The organism is Agrobacterium sp. S7/73 (assembly GCF_019355535.1).
Taxonomy (GTDB): Bacteria; Pseudomonadota; Alphaproteobacteria; order Rhizobiales; family Rhizobiaceae; genus Agrobacterium; species Agrobacterium tumefaciens.
Genome location: NZ_CP072136.1, coordinates 1,959,579 through 1,978,623, shown reverse-complemented (window position 1 = coordinate 1,978,623; position 19,045 = coordinate 1,959,579). Strand labels below are relative to the sequence as shown.

The 19,045-nt window shown below is 57.1% G+C and carries 26 protein-coding genes and 1 tRNA gene; 12 read left to right on the top strand and 15 right to left on the bottom strand.

Annotated elements, in window-relative coordinates; translation table 11 throughout:
- The first annotated feature begins 49 nt into the window (after positions 1-49).
- Positions 50-520, top strand: coding sequence for an OsmC family protein (locus J5276_RS09805; RefSeq protein ID WP_065704892.1), 471 nt, complete (start codon positions 50-52; stop codon positions 518-520).
- A 4-nt stretch (positions 521-524) separates the two neighbouring features.
- Here the strand turns inward: J5276_RS09805 and J5276_RS09800 are convergent, their stop codons facing one another.
- The 7 genes from J5276_RS09800 to J5276_RS09770 form a co-directional block, all read right to left on the bottom strand.
- Positions 525-914: a PIN domain nuclease gene (locus J5276_RS09800; protein ID WP_065704890.1), complete on the bottom strand. Its 390-nt coding sequence runs from the start codon at positions 912-914 to the stop codon at positions 525-527.
- Positions 911-1,141 (bottom strand): type II toxin-antitoxin system VapB family antitoxin, encoded by a 231-nt coding sequence (locus tag J5276_RS09795; RefSeq protein WP_013635779.1) that lies wholly within the window; start codon positions 1,139-1,141, stop codon positions 911-913. Before J5276_RS09795 ends, J5276_RS09800 begins: the two co-directional genes overlap by 4 nt.
- Before the next feature lie 66 nt (positions 1,142-1,207).
- Positions 1,208-2,713 carry an AMP nucleosidase gene (gene amn, locus J5276_RS09790; RefSeq protein WP_112155280.1) on the bottom strand — a complete coding sequence of 502 codons (1,506 nt, stop codon included), beginning with the start codon at positions 2,711-2,713 and terminating at the stop codon, positions 1,208-1,210.
- A gap of 102 nt (positions 2,714-2,815) precedes the next feature.
- Positions 2,816-2,989, bottom strand: coding sequence for a hypothetical protein (locus J5276_RS09785; RefSeq protein ID WP_003509979.1), 174 nt, complete (start codon positions 2,987-2,989; stop codon positions 2,816-2,818).
- Positions 2,990-2,999: 10 nt separating this feature from the next.
- On the bottom strand, positions 3,000-3,182 hold the full coding sequence (locus tag J5276_RS09780; protein WP_013635780.1) for a hypothetical protein: 183 nt from the start codon (positions 3,180-3,182) through the stop codon (positions 3,000-3,002).
- A 159-nt stretch (positions 3,183-3,341) separates the two neighbouring features.
- Positions 3,342-3,938 carry a hypothetical protein gene (locus tag J5276_RS09775; protein ID WP_112155281.1) on the bottom strand — a complete coding sequence of 199 codons (597 nt, stop codon included), beginning with the start codon at positions 3,936-3,938 and terminating at the stop codon, positions 3,342-3,344.
- 121 nt (positions 3,939-4,059) lie between these two features.
- Positions 4,060-4,398, bottom strand: coding sequence for a DUF2147 domain-containing protein (locus tag J5276_RS09770; protein WP_013635782.1), 339 nt, complete (start codon positions 4,396-4,398; stop codon positions 4,060-4,062).
- Positions 4,399-4,879: 481 nt separating this feature from the next.
- On the opposite strand from J5276_RS09770, the gene J5276_RS09765 reads away from it, so the two are divergent.
- The gene (locus J5276_RS09765) at positions 4,880-5,146 is read left to right on the top strand and encodes a sel1 repeat family protein (protein ID WP_003496982.1); all 267 of its coding nucleotides are present in this window, start codon (positions 4,880-4,882) and stop codon (positions 5,144-5,146) included.
- Between the two features lie 408 nt (positions 5,147-5,554).
- Here J5276_RS09765 and J5276_RS09760 read toward each other — a convergent pair whose 3' ends face one another.
- Both J5276_RS09760 and J5276_RS09755 read right to left on the bottom strand, forming a co-directional pair.
- The gene (locus tag J5276_RS09760; protein WP_112155282.1) at positions 5,555-6,667 is read right to left on the bottom strand and encodes a pyridoxal phosphate-dependent aminotransferase; all 1,113 of its coding nucleotides are present in this window, start codon (positions 6,665-6,667) and stop codon (positions 5,555-5,557) included.
- A 159-nt stretch (positions 6,668-6,826) separates the two neighbouring features.
- A complete protein-coding gene (locus tag J5276_RS09755) occupies positions 6,827-7,174 on the bottom strand; it encodes a hypothetical protein (RefSeq protein WP_013635784.1) in 348 nt (115 codons plus the stop codon).
- Positions 7,175-7,502: 328 nt separating this feature from the next.
- On the opposite strand from J5276_RS09755, the gene J5276_RS09750 reads away from it, so the two are divergent.
- Positions 7,503-8,720, top strand: a complete 1,218-nt coding sequence (locus J5276_RS09750; protein ID WP_026330594.1) for an NAD(P)/FAD-dependent oxidoreductase — start codon at positions 7,503-7,505, stop codon at positions 8,718-8,720.
- 7 nt (positions 8,721-8,727) lie between these two features.
- Positions 8,728-9,528: an aldolase/citrate lyase family protein gene (locus J5276_RS09745; protein ID WP_111783196.1), complete on the top strand. Its 801-nt coding sequence runs from the start codon at positions 8,728-8,730 to the stop codon at positions 9,526-9,528.
- A 3-nt stretch (positions 9,529-9,531) separates the two neighbouring features.
- Here J5276_RS09745 and J5276_RS09740 read toward each other — a convergent pair whose 3' ends face one another.
- Together J5276_RS09740 and J5276_RS09735 are read right to left on the bottom strand one after the other, a co-directional pair.
- Positions 9,532-9,708: a hypothetical protein gene (locus J5276_RS09740; RefSeq protein WP_013635788.1), complete on the bottom strand. Its 177-nt coding sequence runs from the start codon at positions 9,706-9,708 to the stop codon at positions 9,532-9,534.
- A 95-nt stretch (positions 9,709-9,803) separates the two neighbouring features.
- Positions 9,804-10,145 (bottom strand): hypothetical protein, encoded by a 342-nt coding sequence (locus J5276_RS09735; RefSeq protein WP_003512218.1) that lies wholly within the window; start codon positions 10,143-10,145, stop codon positions 9,804-9,806.
- 163 nt (positions 10,146-10,308) lie between these two features.
- Here J5276_RS09735 and J5276_RS09730 point away from each other — a divergent pair.
- The 5 genes from J5276_RS09730 (at position 10,309) to J5276_RS09710 (ending at position 12,205) form a co-directional block, all read left to right on the top strand.
- Positions 10,309-10,399, top strand: a tRNA-Ser gene (locus tag J5276_RS09730).
- Between the two features lie 312 nt (positions 10,400-10,711).
- Positions 10,712-10,951: a hypothetical protein gene (locus J5276_RS09725; RefSeq protein WP_112155284.1), complete on the top strand. Its 240-nt coding sequence runs from the start codon at positions 10,712-10,714 to the stop codon at positions 10,949-10,951.
- Positions 10,941-11,243: a hypothetical protein gene (locus tag J5276_RS09720; RefSeq protein ID WP_174005622.1), complete on the top strand. Its 303-nt coding sequence runs from the start codon at positions 10,941-10,943 to the stop codon at positions 11,241-11,243. The genes J5276_RS09725 and J5276_RS09720 overlap by 11 nt, the downstream gene beginning before the upstream one ends.
- A 54-nt stretch (positions 11,244-11,297) precedes the next feature.
- Positions 11,298-12,014, top strand: coding sequence for a hypothetical protein (locus tag J5276_RS09715; RefSeq protein WP_112155285.1), 717 nt, complete (start codon positions 11,298-11,300; stop codon positions 12,012-12,014).
- Complete coding sequence (locus J5276_RS09710; RefSeq protein ID WP_112155286.1) at positions 12,011-12,205, top strand: hypothetical protein; 195 nt, start codon at positions 12,011-12,013, stop codon at positions 12,203-12,205. The genes J5276_RS09715 and J5276_RS09710 overlap by 4 nt, the downstream gene beginning before the upstream one ends.
- A 7-nt stretch (positions 12,206-12,212) precedes the next feature.
- On the opposite strand, the gene J5276_RS09705 is transcribed toward J5276_RS09710, so the two are convergent.
- From J5276_RS09705 to J5276_RS09690, 4 genes are all read right to left on the bottom strand, one after another.
- On the bottom strand, positions 12,213-12,437 hold the full coding sequence (locus tag J5276_RS09705) for a hypothetical protein (RefSeq protein WP_112155287.1): 225 nt from the start codon (positions 12,435-12,437) through the stop codon (positions 12,213-12,215).
- A 954-nt stretch (positions 12,438-13,391) separates the two neighbouring features.
- Positions 13,392-13,757, bottom strand: a complete 366-nt coding sequence (locus tag J5276_RS09700; RefSeq protein ID WP_112155289.1) for a hypothetical protein — start codon at positions 13,755-13,757, stop codon at positions 13,392-13,394.
- Positions 13,754-15,091: a phage tail tape measure protein gene (locus J5276_RS09695; protein WP_112155290.1), complete on the bottom strand. Its 1,338-nt coding sequence runs from the start codon at positions 15,089-15,091 to the stop codon at positions 13,754-13,756. The genes J5276_RS09700 and J5276_RS09695 overlap by 4 nt, the downstream gene beginning before the upstream one ends.
- A gap of 95 nt (positions 15,092-15,186) precedes the next feature.
- Positions 15,187-16,698 carry an integrase arm-type DNA-binding domain-containing protein gene (locus J5276_RS09690; RefSeq protein WP_162647898.1) on the bottom strand — a complete coding sequence of 504 codons (1,512 nt, stop codon included), beginning with the start codon at positions 16,696-16,698 and terminating at the stop codon, positions 15,187-15,189.
- A gap of 747 nt (positions 16,699-17,445) precedes the next feature.
- On the opposite strand from J5276_RS09690, the gene J5276_RS09685 reads away from it, so the two are divergent.
- The 3 genes from J5276_RS09685 to J5276_RS09675 are packed head-to-tail and all read left to right on the top strand — an operon-like array spanning position 17,446 to position 19,023.
- Positions 17,446-17,631 (top strand): hypothetical protein, encoded by a 186-nt coding sequence (locus tag J5276_RS09685; RefSeq protein ID WP_019565351.1) that lies wholly within the window; start codon positions 17,446-17,448, stop codon positions 17,629-17,631.
- Positions 17,628-18,695 (top strand): porin, encoded by a 1,068-nt coding sequence (locus J5276_RS09680; protein WP_013635790.1) that lies wholly within the window; start codon positions 17,628-17,630, stop codon positions 18,693-18,695. Before J5276_RS09685 ends, J5276_RS09680 begins: the two co-directional genes overlap by 4 nt.
- 37 nt (positions 18,696-18,732) lie before the next feature.
- The gene (locus J5276_RS09675; protein WP_162647899.1) at positions 18,733-19,023 is read left to right on the top strand and encodes a hypothetical protein; all 291 of its coding nucleotides are present in this window, start codon (positions 18,733-18,735) and stop codon (positions 19,021-19,023) included.
- The last annotated feature ends 22 nt before the right edge of the window (positions 19,024-19,045 follow it).

Below are 19,045 nucleotides of genomic sequence, written 5' to 3'. Positions count from 1 at the left end.
TGTTTTTTACGTCCGGGAAATGCGACAAAAACTCTAAGGGAGAAATGAAATGGCAGGACAGGAACATCACTATGCCGTTCAGGTGAAGTGGACCGGCAATCGCGGCAAGGGTACCTCGGGCTACCGTGACTATGAACGCGACTACACGATTTCCACGTCCGGAAAAGCGGATATCGCCGGCTCTTCAGATCCCGCCTTTCGCGGCGATGCCTCCCGCTGGAACCCGGAAGACCTGCTGGTTGCCTCGCTCTCGGCGTGCCACAAGCTATGGTACCTGCATTTCTGCTCCGTCAACGGCATCATCGTTGAAGACTATGTCGACAATGCCGAAGGCACGCTGGTTATGGAAAAGGACGGCGCCGGGCAATTCAGCGAGGTAGTGTTGAAACCGGTCATCACCATCTCGAAGGGTGATCTTGCGCGGGCTGATGAGTTGCACCACGATGCCCACGACAAATGCTTCATCGCCCGGTCGGTGAATTTTCCCGTGCGTGTGGAGGGGACAGTGAAGGTGCTTTGAAAGATCAGGCCAGTCGCAGACCGAGATGATCGGCCATAGGCTGAAAGTCTCGGTCGTTGTGCAGCAGTTCGTATCCGTTTTCGCTGCAGTAAGTGCCGATGATGAGGTCGTTGTTTTTACGGATCGTATAACCGCGCCCCCGTAGGAAGCGGTAATTCGAGGCAGCCTTGATAGCGAGTTGGGGAGACATCATCGCGACGCAGGGAAATTCGCTTAACATTTGCTCCAGACGGCGAGCATGTTGGCCGTCGCGTGCACCCTGAAGAACCTCCAGGAGAACAATGTCTCCGACAAGGATGTTACTCTGCGTTATGGCGGTGCGAAGCTTTAAAGCGAGGGCGGGTGAATCTTTTCGAATGAGCGAAATCCATGCAGACGTATCTGCGACGATCATTTGGAATCCTCTATGTCCCAATCCGTTTCCGCATCCCAGTCCGTCCGCATCTCATCCAGATTGCCTTCCCAGCCCATGCCCTCTAATGCATCAAGCGCACGCATTTGACGGTGAATGCGCACGAGATCCCGCAATGCCTTTTCTACCGTCGCTTTTTTGGTGGAGAGACCGGTTATTTCCATCGCCTCGGCGATCAAGGCGTCATCAAGTTCAATGTTGGTGCGCATTGGGAAAACCTTGGTGTATCGATTTTCGAAACAATACACCAAGGACGTTTCTAGCGATATCTATTTTTACTGGAACGCCGTCTCGTAGAAGCTTCTGAGCTTGCGCGAATGCAGCGTTTCCGTTGGCATTGCGGCGAGTTTCTGCACGGCGCGGATGCCGATCTGCAGATGCTGGGCAACCTGCGTGCGGTAGAACTCCGTCGCCATGCCCGGCAGCTTCAATTCGCCGTGCAGCGGCTTGTCGGAGACGCAGAGGAGGGTGCCGTAGGGCACGCGGAACCGGAAGCCGTTGGCCGCGATGGTGGCCGATTCCATGTCGAGTGCGATGGCGCGCGATTGCGACAGACGCTTGACCGGGCCCGCCTGGTCGCGAAGCTCCCAGTTGCGGTTGTCGATCGTGGCGACGGTGCCGGTACGCATGATGCGCTTCAGCTCGAAGCCCTCGTAACCGGTGACTTCCGCAACCGCACCTTCCAGCGCCAGCTGCACTTCCGCCAGAGCCGGGATCGGCACCCAGACCGGCAGGTCGTCGTCCAGAACGTGGTCCTCACGCACATAGGCGTGTGCCAGCACATAATCGCCAAGGCGCTGGCTGTTGCGCAGGCCGGCGCAATGGCCAACCATCAGCCAGGCATGCGGGCGCAGCACGGCGATATGGTCGGTGATCGTCTTGGCGTTGGAAGGGCCGACGCCGATATTGACCAGCGTAATGCCGGCATGGCCCTTTTTCTTCAGGTGATAGGCTGGCATCTGCGGCAGGCGGCCAAGCACCGCATCCGTGTCCGGCCTGTCGGAGCCAGCAGGGGTGATGATGTTGCCCGGCTCCACGAAGGCCGTGTAGCCTTCGCCACCATTCTTCATCAACTGCCGCGCCCATGCGGCGAATTCGTCGATATAGAACTGGTAGTTGGTGAACAGCACGAAGTTCTGGAAATGGCTGGCGCTCGTTGCCGTATAATGGCTGAGGCGGGCCAGCGAATAATCGATGCGCTGCGCGGTGAACGGCGCAAGCGGCGCGGGTTCGCCGGGCACCTGATCATATTCGCCATTGGCGATGAGATCGTCGGTGTTGTTGAGATCGGGCGTGTCGAAAAGATCGCGCAACGGCACGTCGGACAGCGAGGATGCCGCCGCCGCCTCGACATAAGCGCCTTCGCCGAAGGCGAAATGCAGCGGAATGGGCGTGGCCGATTCGGCAACCGTCACCGGAACGCCGTGGTTCTTGATCAGAAGCCCCAGCTGCTCTTTCAGGTAGTGGCGGAAAAGCTCCGGCCGGGTGATCGTCGTCGTGTAGACGCCGGGGGAGGTGACATGGCCATAGGAAAGGCGCGAATCAACATGACCGAAAGTGGATGTTTCGAGGCTGACCTGCGGATAACAGGCGCGGTAGCGGCCGGAAATCGGCGCACCCTTGGCAAGTTCGGTGAAGGAGTTGATGAGGAACGCCGTATTGCGTTCGTAAAGCGCGGTCAAAGCCTCAACAGCTTCTTTCGGGTCCGTGAACGTCTGCGGCGCGAAAGGCTCGGGGCTGATGAAGGAGAAGGGCGGAATCGTTCGTTTTGCTATTGTCATGGCCCATTATAGGAGGCCTATTTCGACAGGCAAGCGACAGAAATACGAAGAAACTGAAAAGAAACGGAAAAATGGCTGCGGCAAAGAGCAGGCGGTGAAATCTCAGCCGAGCGCGCCGCGTTGCAGGCTCATCAGCAGCACGAAACCGGCGCCCTTTGATGCCGGGCGGGGATCTGCCTTGTAAACTGCAAGTCCCGCCACCGGGCCTAGAAAGATCGATGCCATCAGCACCAGTCTCAGTGCGGAAAACAGGCCGTTGGAAAAGCTCGTCGTCATCGGCCGGTCCTCACAGCACGACGGGGCAATTGGCGGCGGGTGCCGGGCTGTGCTGGCAGGCAAGCGCCGCACCCGCATTCACCCGCTGAAAGCTGCGGTTGGGATTAACGACGAGCGAGGCGAAGGACATGGCGAAGATCGCCATGAGAAACGCGAAGATTGCCAGCCGGCTGATCAACTTTGTCATGTCCATTCCCCTTTATTGGAGTTCATGGACAGAGTTTTGCCACACTCGGACTGAACGGACCCTGAGACCCCGGTTCATATGGTGTTCAGGGAGATTAATGGGATACTTCCAGTGTGAATTAGGGCGGTGGCTGGCTTCAGCGGCCTCAAATCGCCTGCTTTTGCATCACGCCGGAGAGGCTACCGCACGGGCTGTGAGTTCGTTGACGAGGCCATCGAATGCTTCGGGATTGGCGATGTCGACGATCGGGACGTGATGGTGTCGCGCGGATGCCAGCATTTCGGTATTTTCGCGCAGGGACCGCTCAATGAAGGCGTCCATGATCCGGCGCTGGCCCGCCGTCGCATCTTTATATCCTGCATGCGCGCGCATTCTGTCGGAGAGAAAGTCATTCTGTGCGTGAAGAAAGACCCCGGCAACCGTTCTGCCCAGCAGGGGCGCTATAAATTCCGGCCGCAAGGCCGCGCCCTCGAAGACGACGATATTGCCAGTGCCTGTCTTGCTGTCGATCAGCCCGCGCACAAGCGGCCAGATATTCTGGTGATGCACCTTCAGAAACCAATGGATCGTTTCTGCCGACAGCTGCCTGTAATATTCCTCCACAGGCGCGGGTATGCCCGGCCATGGCCTCCCGGGGTGGCGTGCCAGGCTGTCGGTTGAAATTGCCTCGCAGTGGAGTTTTTCGCTCAACAGGCCGGCTAGGGTGCTTTTGCCGACATGGGACGTACCCGAAATCAGGATTATGGAAAGGGTGGCAGGCATGCGTCGCTCTTAAGAGTGTTCGTTCGGGCCGCGACGATACATCAACGGATATATGCGTTACACACGACGTCCGTCTGCGACGACGGACAGGCTGTTACAAGCCTGTCCGCCGCATCTTATCTCACAACCGCGTCCAGGTCTGGGATTTGCACAGGATTTTCAGCACGCAGCCCTTCATGCTCAGCGAATTGCCGGAAACGGTGCCGGAGCCGCTATAGGTCTTGTCATTGGCGGGATCGGTAATATCGCCCGAATAGCTGTTTCCCTTGCCGGAAAGCTTGCCGATCTGTTTTCCCGCATGTTTGCCTGTCTTCAGCGTCACGCAGAAAGCTGCGCCGCAGGGGCCGATTACGGCTGTCTCGCCGCTCGCCGTCTTCCAGTTGCCTTCAATGGGCTCAGCAGCAAAAGCAAGGTTGCTGCCGATCAGCAGGCCTGCGGCAATCATCATCACACGCTTCATAAAAACTCCTCCGTCCATGTCGCGCTTTCTTTGCCCGTTTCGTCCTCCGCACGGGCATGCGGATAGTATTTGACGTTCACGTAAAAGGAAACAAAAAATTCCAGCTGCGAGACGGCATTTGCGTCGGTTAGGAGAGTGGGAGAGGGGCAATTCGAAAAACCGTTGTTTGGATCGTGGTGAATGAAGGGTTGAAATCCAATTCTAAAGTTTTCGTAAAATTCGCTCGAAAGTCCTTAATTTCCGCACCTCGTGATATTTAACAAAAACCCAATTTTACCAATCGTTTGCAGTTTGTTTGCGGCCCATTAATCATGCCTTTTAAGCGCCCGTTGAAAGCCTCATGACATATTGGGGTCATCAAAAGCGCAGGGAAAACCTGCCGGCCGGAAGAACAAAAAAGCCGCAAAAGACGGCAGTTCCAAAGGTTAGCCTCGACAAGAAGGCACTTGATGAAACAGGCGAGAAGACAGGGATTAAAACGATGGCACGCTTTGAAATTCGCGATATCGAAATGGCTGTTGCCGGTGGCGAAACCCGCGCCGACACCCTTTGCAATCTCGGCCTGGTCTATGCGACCGGCCGGGGATGCAAGGTGGATCTGGTCGCGGCCCACAAATGGCTCAACATCGCCGCGATCCGCGGATCGGAAAGAGCCGCTTCGCTGCGAGCAGATCTTGCTCGCAACATGACCAAGGCGGAACTGGCCGAAGCGCTGCGTGCCGCACGCGACTGGATGACGATGCACTGACGCACCTTATCCGCGACAGAATTTCCGGTCCGGTTCCCTCCAGTCCCGATGACCGGTACAAACGAAAGTAAACCCGAAGGGGAATGCGGCGAGGGCTTTGAAAAGGAGCTTTTGCGCTGACACATCAAACCGCGACCGGCAGGAACAAGGCCGGCGCGGTTTTCTTATGTCTGGCGATGTCGGTTGATGGAAAACGATTCGCGAACAGTGGTTTGTCAGAGGATGTTGAATCGATGCACGCAATGGTCGATCGCACCATATGCCGCCTGGCTCGCCACCCTCATCCCTTTGCTTCTCACAGGAATCTGGCCGGCAGACGTCCGTATGGCGAAAGATTCCTTTCAGCCCAAGGACTTGGGCTGGCTGGATTCCTGTGACAAGAACAGGAATGAGAAGGCACGCGAAACCTCAACCCAGCGCCTTGATGACCTTCGGCAATGCCTGTTCAAAAAGATCAAGCTTGTCATCAGGTCCCACACTCACACGAATGCAGCGGTTGAGCGGCGCCACGCCCGGCATGCGGATGAACACGCCATGTTCCATCAAGCCGTCGACGATGGCGCGGGCGTAAGTGCCGTCGCGCTGGCAATCGATGGTGACGAAATTGGTTGCCGACGGCAGGGGCGAGAGGCCGTTATTGCGGGCAATCGCGGAAATGCGATCTCGAGCCACCGCAATTTTTCCAACGACGTCATGCAGATAGGCCTGATCCTTCAGCGCCGCCAATGCGCCGGCGACCGAAACGCGTGCCATGCCGAAATGATTGCGGATCTTGTCGAAGGCTTCGACATTGCCGAGCGTGCCGATGGCATACCCCACGCGGGCGCCGGCAAGCCCATAGGCTTTCGAGAAAGTCCGCATGCGCAGGATGTTCGGCTGGCCGATAAGGGCGTCGATGCTTGGCACGGCGCTGGCAGGTGCGGTCTCGCAATAGGCCTCGTCCAGAATGAGCAGGCAGGTTTCCGGCAGCGCACGGGCAAAGGCCACGACCTCGCTTGCCTCCCACCAGCTTCCCATCGGATTGTCGGGATTGGCGAAATAGACCAGCGGTGCATTTTCCCGGATGACGAGATCGAGAAGCCCGTCGAGGTTCTCGTGATCGTCGACATATGGCGTGGTCACGAGTTTTCCGCCAAAGCCGTTCACATGGTAGTTGAAGGTAGGATAACCGCCGAGCGAGGTGACCACCGGCGTTCCCGGCTCAACGATTAGCCTGGCGATCTCACCCAGCAAACCATCGACACCGCCGCCAATGGCGATATTGCCACGCGAAACGCCGTGGTGGATGGCGAGTGCTTCCTTCAGTTCGAAATTTTCCGGATCGCTGTACATCCAGGTCTCGGCCGCCGCATCCCGCATGACCATAAGCACGGATGGGGCAGGGCCGAACCCGCTTTCATTGGCGCCTATCCGCGCTTCCACCTTCAGGCCGCGGCCCCGCTCGATGGCTTCCGGGCCGACGAAGGGAACGGTTGAAGGAAGAGAGACGGCTAGCGGCGTAAGACGTGAGAAAGCGGACATTGGCTGAGATTTCCAGTACCTGTTTGAAAACCCGGCACACAATAGGTGCAAAAAAACCGGACGCAAGTCGCGCCCGGTTGCCGGATGGCTGTTTTGGAACAGTTTTTTCCACCGTCGCGCCGTGAGAGAAAAACTCGGCCGCGAATCGGCCGATGCGGCTCAGACGCTGGTCTCGAAACTCAGCCTGCGCACATGGTGCAGGAATTCCGCGTCGATCAACATGTTGAATCCGATTGTGACCTTTTCCTCTTCCCTGCGGATCAGGTTGCAGCCGATCTCATCGCGAATGCCGAGAATTTCCAGATAGAAATTAGTGGGCATCTCCAGATGCGGGCTGACCTCGATCTCTGCGCCGTAAAGCGAGATGCTGCGCACCAGGCAGCGCATGGTATCCTTGGCGCTGAGGTGATGCCCGATGAAGGTGATCTTTCCGGGCCGGTCGATCTGAAACTTCTCGTATTGCTCGTCCTGCGGGACGCTTTGACGGTGATCAATATGTAAAGCCATGACAACCTCCCGGATTGCCTTTTCCTGATGCCAATTTTAACGCGGCTTCCTTGCCAGTGCGTGAAGGAAATCCGCGCAATTGTCTGTTCTGCGTCTCGACATGGGCCAGACCGCCTGTCGGAAGCCGATGTTTCCCTTGAGGAAATGCATCCGGCTCCTTCCGGTTGCAAGGGTGTCGCAGTATGGGGTGATAATGTGTCATGCTTGCACCGGGCTGGTGGCGCTGTACGGTTGACGCGGGCCGTACTTGGCGTTACGCCTGATCCCGCAATATGGCTTCGCAGGGTGCGGCAAATCTGCCCATTGGCGATTGTTCTGGGAGTGAAATGTGGCGGGAAGGCTGGTAATCGTCGGGGCGGGGCAGGCCGCTTTCGCGCTGGCGGCAAAGCTCAGGGCGCTGAAGGATGAGCGCCCCATCACCATCATCGGCTCGGAGGATGCCTATCCTTATCAACGGCCGCCACTGTCGAAAAAATACCTTTTAGGCGAGATGAGCTTCGACCGGCTGATGTTTCGGCCTGAGGAGTGGTACGCGGAAAACAATGTCGATATCCGGCTCTCCACCTTCGTGGAGGAGATAGACCGCGCTGCCAAATCCGTTCGCATGCAGGATGGCAGCACGCTTTCCTACGACAAGCTGGTCCTGGCGACCGGCGCTGCACCACGCGAGCTGCCCGCCAGCATCGGCGGCGATCTCGAAGGGGTTCTGACCGTCCGCGACAAGCGCGATGCTGACCGGCTGTTTGAGGAAATGAAACCCGGCCGCAGGCTGCTGGTTATTGGCGGTGGTTATATCGGTCTGGAAGCGGCAGCCGTCGCCCGCAAGCTCGGTCTCGAGGTCACGCTGATCGAAATGGCCGACCGCATTCTCCAGCGCGTGGCGGCAAAGGAAACCGCCGATATCATGCGCGGCATCCATCAGGAGCACGGCGTCTCCATCCGCGAAAAGACCGGCCTCGTGCGGCTCGTCGGCATGGATGGCCGGGTGGCCGCTGCCGAGCTTTCCGATGGTTCGGTGCTTGACGTGGATTTCGTCATCGTCGGCATTGGCGTAACCCCGAACGATCGCCTTGCCCGCGAATCGGGCCTCGATGTCGGCAATGGCATCGTGGTGGATGAACACACCCGCAGCTCGGACAAGGATATCCACGCGGTGGGGGATTGCGCGTTGCTGCCGTGGCGGGGCCAGCTTGTGCGTCTCGAATCAGTCCAGAACGCGGTTGATCAGGCCGAGGCCGCCGCGCATGTACTGGCAGGCGCTGAAGTCGCCTATGATGCCAAACCCTGGTTCTGGTCGGATCAATACGAGGTAAAGCTGCAGATCGCCGGCTTCAACCTCGGTTATGACGAGACGGTGCTGCGGCCCGGCGCGCGCGAAGGCAGCTGGTCGGTCTGGTATTTCCGCGACGGGCGATTCGTGGCGGTCGACGCGGTCAACGATGCCAAGGCTTATGTTTCCGGCAAAAAACTGCTCGATACCGGCGCTGAGCCGGATCGCGCCATCCTGGCGGACCCGTCCGCCGATCTGAAATTACTGCTTTCCTGAGGACATCATGCCCGCTCCCGAAAATCGTTTCAAAACAGCCATCCACGCTGGCAGGCCGCAAATCGGTCTCTGGCTCGATATGGGTGAGGCCATCACGGCGGAAATTGCCGGAACAGCGGGTTTCGACTGGCTGGTCATCGATGGTGAACATGGCCCGAACGATCTTCGCAGCATCATCGACCAATTGCGCGCTCTCGCCACATCGCCCGCCGAACCGGTGGTGCGTGTGCCCGTTGGCGAAAGCTGGATGATCAAGCAGCTGCTGGACGCAGGCGCCCGCACGCTTCTGGTGCCCATGGTCGATTCGGCGGCGCAGGCTGAAGCTTTGGTCAGTGCGATGCACTATCCGCCGCGCGGCATTCGCGGCATGGGGGCGGCGGTTGCCCGCGCCTCAGCCTTCAACACCATAACCGATTATGCCGACAGTGCGTCCGACAGCGTGTGCCTGCTGGTGCAGGCCGAAACGCGCGCCGCTATCAATGATCTCGACAATATTCTTGCGGTGGAAGGCGTGGACGGCATCTTCATCGGCCCGGCCGATCTTGCTGCGGATATGGGCTATCTCGGCAGGCTGGATGAGCCGGAAGTGCAGGCCGTAATCGAGGCAGCGATCGTCAAGATCGTCGCTGCCGGCAAAGCTGCGGGCATTCTCACCTTCAACGAGACCTTCAATCGCCGTTATCTGGAACTCGGCGCATCTTTCGTGGCTGTTGGCGCCGATGTCACGGAGTTTTCCAATACACTGCGTGCGCTATCCAGCCGCTACAAGGGCGGGGCAGCGCCTGCGCCATCCAAATCCGGATATTGAGTCTTAGTCATCGTTGCTGGCGTTCAGCTTTTCCGGCGGAATGCCTTCTTCGCCGGAAGCGAGATAACCGTTATTGATGAGTGCCGCGCGGACGATGCGCTGGATAGCCTCATCCCTGTCAATGCCGTGATCTCTCGCGAAATCCGACAATGCTTCTTCAAGATCGCTGCTGAACACCATTTCCGCCCCCCGTTCGTCAATTCTCTGAAATAAATGCAAACAGGCAAGGCGGAACGTATCCCGCCTTGCCTGAATTCTAGCCTCTAGAGCGGCAATCAGCGCCAGCGATAAAGGCTGCTGTTCGAAGAACTCTGCTGAGTACCAGCGCCGACCGCATAACCGATCGCAAAGCCGAGTGCGCCGACGATCGTCAGCAACGAGGTTGCAGTGCCGGGGTTTTCCTTGACTGCCTCCACAACGTTCTGCCCCTGGGCGCGCACATTGCTTGCCGCCTTGCGAACGCGGCCACGAGCCTCATCCAGAAATTCGGATGCATCTTCACCAACGCCTTCCGCACGAGCGGAAACGGACTTGGAGAGAGACGAAATCTGCGAGCGCAACTCCGCGATCTGGTTTTCGATCGTATCTTCGACAACATTCAGTTTGGTCTGAGCCATTAGAACACCTCTTTTTGTTACCGAAGCCAGAACGTGCCGGAAGAGAAGAAGTTCCCCAATGGCCCGCAAAGTTTCGCTGGCGGGTGTTCGGCCAACAGGTTTTTCGGCTTCTTGGCGAAAAACCCTTGCATTCATTTTTTTAAAGCAATAATCAGGCCGCACCGGAGAGGTGGCCGAGTGGTCGAAGGCGCTCCCCTGCTAAGGGAGTATACGTCAAAAGCGTATCGTGGGTTCGAATCCCATCCTCTCCGCCACAATCGTGTGTTAAGCACTTGATTATTCTTATTTTTTCCATTCATTCAGCTCGTCGCCCTAATGGGCGTCCTAATCGCTGAACGCTGTGGAGAACCCGCGTTTTCCGCCTTTCCGCACAATGAAAGGGCTCTGTCGGGTATTTTTCTGCAAGGCTCAAAAGAGATTCGCGGCGACTCACAGAGCAGTTGAATGCCAGTGAGTGCGGTTCTGCTGCTAGATTATCCACAATGTATTAGCTGAAGTCATACCGGCCGCTTCACACGCGAATAATTCTGTGCCCTACTCGCTTAAGACGAGCGAGAGGAATCGGTATGGAAATTGCGGGAGGTACCCAACTCATAGAGAAGTATCTTGAGCTTGGCGGACAGCGGCGGATCTATGTTGAAGAAGACGGCTCCATCAGGGTGTTCACCCTCGACCCCGAGCCTGAAGCCGCGGCGAGATTTTGGGAAGAGAATATCGCCGTGTTGGATATTCAAGGACTGAACAATCTGTATCGCTTGCTGCCGCTTATCCAAGGATTGCATGGAGGGCACCCAAATGGACTATGATTATGAGCGATCAGGCTACAAAGACTTTCTTCGACAGTTGATCGACGGCGGTGACATAAATGATGATGCTGCGGAAGGTATCACCAAAAAAGTGATCGGCGAGGGTGAGGAAAGCCTGTCGGACAAACAGCGATATGTCTTCAACACGAAGGTAAAGAGCGTATTTCTTCGACCTAAGTGCTCGCTATGTGAACAGCCAGTCGAGTGGGATATCGCTTACGAGGAATTGGGAAGTTCCAATCCTCGCTGTTCCAGTTGCAATTATCGCTACGAAAAAATGTTGGAAGAGTGACTTCAGCACTCGGAGGTGCTGGTTGATCTGCGATTAGATGTTCCGTGGGTTTAAATGATAAGTGACATTTACGATGGCCTGCGTGAGTTAGCTAACGCTCTTGGGGACATGCGAGCGCTGCAGGATTTGCAGGCTCAACTTGATATGGCTTACTGGGCGCAAGCCATGTTTTGGTCTAGCGTCGGAGGGTGTATCGCCAGCGTGGTGGCTATTTTCCTCGCTGGCGGAACATACATTCAATCGACACGTGCCATCTCTCTGACCCGGCAGATCGGTGAAAACCAGACACAAGCCTACGTGCTGGCTTCAAAAGCTGAATTCGGCTCTAAGGGCAATATCCTGATAACGTGCTCGAACAATGGAGAGACACCTGCGGCATATTTTTCTGTGAACGCTTCCGCCAAGGTTGTTCAACCAGGTAATGTCACAGCGTCAATTTCGTTCATCGATGATGAATATAAAACTTGGTCGGCGTTGGCTGCTCACTCCGAGCTATCTGTTACGGTCCTAGATTCCGACCCGGTTGTTGCAGATTTCCGACGCGCGCCGTACACAGAAGACCTACTGCTCATTAGCGGACAGGTAGTTTACCGCACTATATTTGGTCATGATCATTTAACGCAGTTCGCATTTTTTGTCACAAAGGGGTCGTCCCGATTCCGTCGCCCAACCGGTAAGCTCGATACATTCAGAAGACTGCCTCAGGAGCCCAGTGCTACCTTGCGGCAGCATGTTGATGTCGTTCTGGAGGATGACGAGAAACAACCATGACGAAACCAGGCTTGAAAATTCCTCTTCGCGTTCTTGCTGTGCTGTTTTTCGCCGCCGCCTTCGCGCAATGGCTGTCCTACAATTGGCCAACGGCCTCGCAGTCTGCGATGTCGAGCGCCACTGGATGGCTTCTTACTGTCATCATTGCCGCGCCTGGAGCACTGCTGTGGGCGGTGTCTAATAACCGTTGAAAATATCTCAATGAAGAACCGGCTTGGACTCTCGTTTCACAAACCAGACCCGCCAGCCAGTGCCCTGGTAGCTGCCACTAGTCCAGATCGGATTCAGTATCTCGGCAGCCGCTGTCGCCTCTTCAAAGCTGTCGACGTACTCAACGATGATGTCGATCAACTCGCTGACGGTCATGTCGCGCTCGACGGTGAAATCCTCGGATTCAAATCCGGCGTGAATGATGGTGTCCATGGGCAATAAGCTGCACGCATCTCCCAGGCTCATCAACTATCAAAAGTGATAGTGACTATGCGGCCCGACGAAACCATCCATCGAAAACCGCCACGGTGAGCGGCTGCGGGAACGCTATGACAGCTGCGGCCTTTTTCCTCACCTTCAAGGCACGTTTCTTGCAGTCTACGGAGCAATACATCGCCTTGCTGATTTTGGCCACGAATGACATTCCGCAACAGACGCACTGCTTTTCAATCCGAGCGGTCTGGAAGCGGTGGGCGGCTCCGCATCTCATTGAACAGTGTTGGTTGGTGGGTTTATGCGGCTTGAATTCTGTTCCGCAGTGGAGACATGGCTTAACGGGAAGCGTGGTCATGGATATGTTCCGACACCGGCGAGTGCAAAACATCTGATCGGAACCCTCCCTGATAGGTTGGTAGGACGCTTGGCACTGTATGCACTCCCGTGGCTTCGTCTTCGCCTGGTAGAGTATGCGATAAGCTGCTCGGCCCACACTGTCTTTAAAGGGCTGCGTCCCATAGCTGCGATACTTCAGCGCCGCAGTAGCGCATGCGACTCCGCAAAACCGCTCTCGCCTGTCGATCTGGAACTGCGCAAGGGGCCCTTTGCAAAAGTTGCACGCTTCGATCGGAGCCGTATATTCCGGCTGTCCTTCCGCCCATGACGGCCGCGCGCCCTTCGCCAGTTTCTGAAAAGCCGCCGTGATCAACGCAGCAGACTCAACGTCAGATGCAGTCCAATCATGGCCTGCAATGCACAGAGCTGATCGCAGGCCGGCACGTGTCGAGCCCTCGTTCTCCCACGCGCTGAAGCGAAAGTCATCGAGAATCTCCATGACCTGCAGAATGACGTGCTTTCGGCGCTCGCCTTTGACTATCTGTGGAGGCTTGTGCTTGTCTCGAAGACGGGAGTTTCTGGCATCGACATATTGCGACAAATAGACCATTTGCATCACCCGAACATGGCGTCAAGAAGCCCCGCCGTCACTGGCGAGGAGGAGACTGGCGGTAGGGTCTTCACGCCCTCAGGCGCTTCGCTCTTCGGCCGGGACTGGCACTCCAGATATGTGCGATCCAATGCCCGCAGAATTGCAACATGGCGCGGCTCGATCGGCCAGCTCTTCAACTGCGCATAAGCGAGAATCTCGGAGTGGCTGATCGGATTGGGACCGGCCGCGTGGTATGTGCGCGCCTGGTGCAGATCAAGGAACCAGCGGAAGAGCAGATCGCCGCCGGCAGGAATGCGCGGCACGGTCGGTGCCTTCGCTTCCAATTGCCTTTTCAGCTCACCGCACAGCAGTTCACGCAGGTTGCTCATCTCGGGCTGCCGTTCATGTAAAGCTCGTTCTTCTGAGCATTGTTTTTCTGCACCAGCTTTATGCTCTGACTTTGCGCCTGCTGAAGGATCTGGCCAATGAGCTCCGGCGAGAGACTGACCATGACTTCGCTGGTGCCTCCGGGCAATGACTGGCTGCTGTTGCTGCTGCCGTTCACCGAGACGCCAAGACGGCCGTTCGAGTCACGAGACAGCGGCATGACGGCTTCGGGGTTTTTCTCGCCCATCACGCCAAGACCGCCCCCATGCGAGAACATCGTCGGGCTGGAGACGACGGAATTGGTGAAGGCGCCCCCCTTAGCAAACGGTCGGACCGCCGGCATAGGGCCGGCTTTTGGCAGGCTGGCGAAGCCACCAGTGCCGCCGCCAAACAACCCGCCGAATAGTGAGGACAAAAGACCGCCGCCACTACCACCGGCCGCGCCGTTCACCTTGAAGAGCGCGTCCAGCACATCGTCCAAAAGTGTGTCCGCGATGCGTTTCAGCGAGTTGACGGCGACGTCGCCCATCGCTTCCCAGAAAGATTTGCCACTCTCGATGGCACCGAACAGATCATCGAGTCCCGCTTTCGTGAGATCACGATAATAGAGCGTTTGCTCGTCTGCTTTCCTGCGGGCCTCTGTTCCCTGATAGATCGCTTCGTTGAGCGCGATAACCTTTGCCCGCTCTTCGTCCGTTGCGGCCGCTCCTGCCTGCCTGGAGGCCGTAGACGCTCGCTTGGCGGCGTCGGACAGGCCAACGATACGCAGCTCTTCCTCTAGCTCGGCGATCAATTCCTGAACGGCTTTCCGCTCGCGCTCCGCCTGCGTGACCGACGCGGATCGTGACTTTTTTGCTGGCGTTTCGGGTGGCGCCTTGTAAGCCGGCGGCGTCCATCCGCCTGAGGATTTCGGAACGAAGTTCATGACTTCCGGCCGGTTCTCCAACTCGCGGATCAAAACGTTTTCTTGCTCGTCAAGCTGCCGCATTCTGATCTCATGCGTGCCCTTGGCCTTGGCGCGCTGGCGGTCATTCAGGCGACTGTCTGCGGAGTCGATATCTGCGATCGCCTTCGCAACCTCCTGCTTCTGCCGCATCACGTCATTGATGTTGCCCTGGATCGTGGAGGAGCGTCTTTTGTCGACGGCACGCAGCGACTCTAAAAAATCCACCATGGAATCAACAACGCTGACGATGGCCGATTTGAGTGTGTTGCCCACGGTGCTGGAGATTGCATTGAACTGGCGGTCAATCTCCTGCGCCTTCGCAATGACGTCGTCATCCAGCACGTGACCGAAATCGTTGGCGGCCTTGATCTGAGCACGGATATCCGGCAATCGTTCCCGGCAACACACAACTGGAGGGTCGGATTGCCCATCGGAAAATTCCGCTGAGTGGGTCGTAATCATAGATTTCGCGGACGTTTGTGGCGTCAATCATTGTTGCGTCTCCTGAAATGGGGGATCGCTGTCGCACTCCGGGCTAGAGGAGGATGGCGGTCGAACCGTGGGCAGACCGGTGGCTGTGAATCGGCAATGCGCACCTGCGGTGCATCGGCTCGATCTGTGATCTCGCTTGCCTGGCGCGGTGCGTCCCTAACAATCCTTTTACCGGCAGGGAAAGAATGAGGCTGCGGCTCCTGCCGTGACGGAAGGCGGACTGCGCTCGAAGAGTGCAGAGCACGAAGTGCCGGCGAAGCCGTTCTGCGCCGGTTGTCACGCCCGCTATTTTCCCTTTTTATGGTGCGCGTGACACGTCGCCTCCGCTGCTGTCTCTCGCGGGCTAAACGGCGCTTTCGATCGGCTTGCGGTTCGTCACAGGCTTCGATCCTCAGAAGGCAACAGTCCTGTCGTTCGCAAGACGAGACTTCCAGCAGATCGCCAACTGTTGCCTGTGGCATAAGCCGCCCCTCAGCCGGGGAGCAAGCCGAGCGGAAGCCGTGGACGGTGGCCCGGTCAGCATAATTCAGCGTCCGGAGCACTTTCTGCATCGACATGTTCGAGAGGCCGCTATTTTCCTTCGTGCCCGGAAATACGAAGTCGCTCATTCGCACGGCCTTCATCCCCTCCAAGACAGCGATGGCTTGCTTGCTGAGCGGAACCCGGTGTTCGCGCTTTGCTTTCATTCGCAGGGCAGGGACGGTCCAGACACCGGCGTCCATGTCGATTTCATCCCAAGTCGCTCCTAGAACCTCACCGGTGCGCGCTGCCGTCAGAATAAGAAACTCAAGTGCGCGTGCACCAAACCCACCGACGGATTTCAGCTCCTGGCAGAAGGTGGGCATCTCAGTATAGGGCAGGGCGGCGTGGTGGCCGCGCTTAAGCTTCTCATCCACTGGCGGGAGGAGGTGTTCCAGATGGCCTTTCCAGCGTGCAGGATTTTCTCCTTCTCGCCATCCCGCCACGCGTGAATAGTCGAGCACTCGTTCGATTCGCCCTCGTAGTCTCGAAGCGGTCTCGTTCTTGTCTTTCCAGACCGGCAACACGACCGCCACGACGTCGTCAGTGTCAATTGAGGAAACCGGCATTTTAAGGAGACGCTTGCAATACGCATCGCCGAGCGTCATCACCCACTGAGCACGGTGCTTGTCGTTTCGCCACTTGTCGGCGCGCGTTGCGAGGAACGCCGTAACTGCCTGCTCAAAGGTCGTGCGCTTTTTCTGGGCTTTCCGCGATTCGGTCTCCTTGAACGGATCGCCCCCCGCACCCAAGATCTCGCGAATCTCGTCGGCCTTTGCGCGGGCGCCTGCAAGAGACACCTGGCCGGTACCGCTGCCAAAAGACCCTAGTCCAAGTTCGCGGCGCTTTCCTCCCCGAATGAAAACGAAGCTCCAGGTCTTGCCACCACCCTTTCGCACCACAAGGTAAAGACCGTCGCCGTCGCTTAATCGACAGGGATCTTTAGCGGCCTTTATTTGGGTGGTGTTCAGCTTATTGCGCGCCATCGGTCCTAATTCTGGTCCTAACATTTGCGGGTGTCACAAGGGGCATTTGAGACGTCATAGGCATATAAGAAATGAAAAAGCACAATAAAAGCAATGAGGGGTTTTCATCTAAGTTATGAAAGGCGTGATCGCGGCGGCCATCCTCTCCGCCATTTCGGCACGCAGCCTGAAATTATAAATCTCCCTAAACAGCTACTTCTTCCCAGCAGGCACCCAAAGCATGCGTTTCCGCATGCCAGTTCGTTCTTCAGCACGTTTCGCGAAACGCCGGACCCCTGCGATAAACCGGATGATAGTGGAGAGAGCTAATGCGCCGACGCGATTCTGCCCCTCGTTTCTTGCAGGCAGTTACAAAGCACTCTGTACCCAAGTGACACACACTCGTATCCCGCGCCGTTTTCGCGACTCGTCCCATAACGCTTGCGGACGCAATCGGCCAAACAATTGAAGTGCCGGAGCCTGCGAGCCGAATCGTTGATGGGGAATCGGTGGCGAACCGCTCGGGTTTCACTGTTGTTTCTATGTGCGCACCGGGGAGCCATACTAAGGGTGGCGCCGGAGCGGGGCAAAAGTTTCCGTCGCCCTTCCCCTGCGGGGCAAGGGATCTCCGAAAAGGCCTATAGTTTAGAAAGACCTTGTTAACCGCGCTAACTAACGGATTTTCAAGTCATTTCTTAACGCATGGTAAAGCCGCCTATGGGCCGTGTGCCCACTGTGTGCTGTTTCCGCAACAAACCGAAATGAAGCATGTACGTAAATGCGCTTTATCGGATGTTGGCGATTGCAAGCGGCGAAACCTTTTGTATTTTCACGACCAGAAGCGAGGCGGTGGATCGTTTGGCTTCTAAGAACACGGGAATGGGGCAGGGAATGCTGTCCTTCGGCAAAAGTACCCAGACCCACTTAAAAACTTTGACTGGAGGTCAATCATGAACATCAAGAGCCTTCTCATCGGCTCCGCTGCGGCTCTCGCAGCAGTATCCGGCGCTCACGCTGCCGACGCTATCGTCGCTGCTGAGCCTGAGCCCCTGGAATACGTTCGCGTTTGCGACGCTTTCGGCACCGGCTTCTTCTACATCCCCGGCACCGAAACCTGCCTGAAGTTCGACGGTTACATCCGTTTCCAGACCGACTTCGGCCGTAACAAGTCCGGCACGTCTGACTGGGATTCGTTCACGCGCGCTCAGTTCAACATCGACACCCGCACCGACACCGAGCTCGGCGCTCTGCGTGGTTACATCGGTCTTCGTGGCCAGGCTGACAACGACAGCAACCGTGGCGTTGTTGTTGACCAGGCTTTCATCGAACTCGGCGGTCTGAAGGTCGGTTACTACTACAACTGGTGGGATGATGGTCTCTCTGGCGAAGTTGACGTACTCAGCTCTAACCAGACCCGTCTGAACGCTGTCCGCTACACCTACGACGCTGGCTCGTTCTACGTTGGTGTTGCTGTTGAAGAGCTGGAAGCTGCTCGCGGCGGTTCCAACATCTCCGACGACTTCCTAAAGGGCGGTTCGTTTGAGCGTGCGAACAACGTAGGTATCGACGCTATCATCGGCGCGAAGTTCGGCGCAGTTTCTGCCAACCTGCTCGGCGGCTACGACACCGATGCTGAAGAAGGCGCAGTCCGTGCTATCGTAACGGCTGACATCGGCCCGGGCACTCTTGGTCTCTCTGGCGTTTGGGCTTCTGGCGCAAACCGCTACTACGAAGAGTCCGAGTGGACCGTTGCTGCTGAATACGCCATCAAGGCAACTGACAAGCTGACCATCACCCCCGGCTTCCAGTACTTCAACACGATCGACCTCGGCGCTAACAACGACTGGGTTGGCGATCGCGATGCATGGAAAGCTGGCGTAGCTGTTGGCTACAAGATCACCCAGGGCCTCTCCACGCTCGTTTCGGTTAACTACCAGGACGTAGACGGCACCGAAGGTGTTGATACGGGTGCCGGCGACAGCTGGGTTGGTTTCGTTCGCCTTCAGCGCACGTTCTAATCTGATCTGACATCGTCAGTGATGGAAAGCCCGGCTCTTGAGCCGGGCTTTTTCGTTTGATGCACATTGGCGAGGGGCAGGCAAAGCGTCGATTGGCCGGCGTTTCGATATCCCGGCGACTTTCCGTTACGGCTTAAGTCGGTTTGTATCGTTGCCGATTCGTCTGCCACTCAACTGTTTTGGGCCTGTCGAACTGGGAACTGATTCTCTCCTGCTGCGGATGGAAGCGTTGCTGGCGACAGCCCGATTTCCCACCAATGGCACCGCGTTTCAGACGATTTCCCATGGCGCAGCGATGTCAGAATTCTGGCGGTGGGATGAGGAATGACTTATCTCATTTATCGGCATTT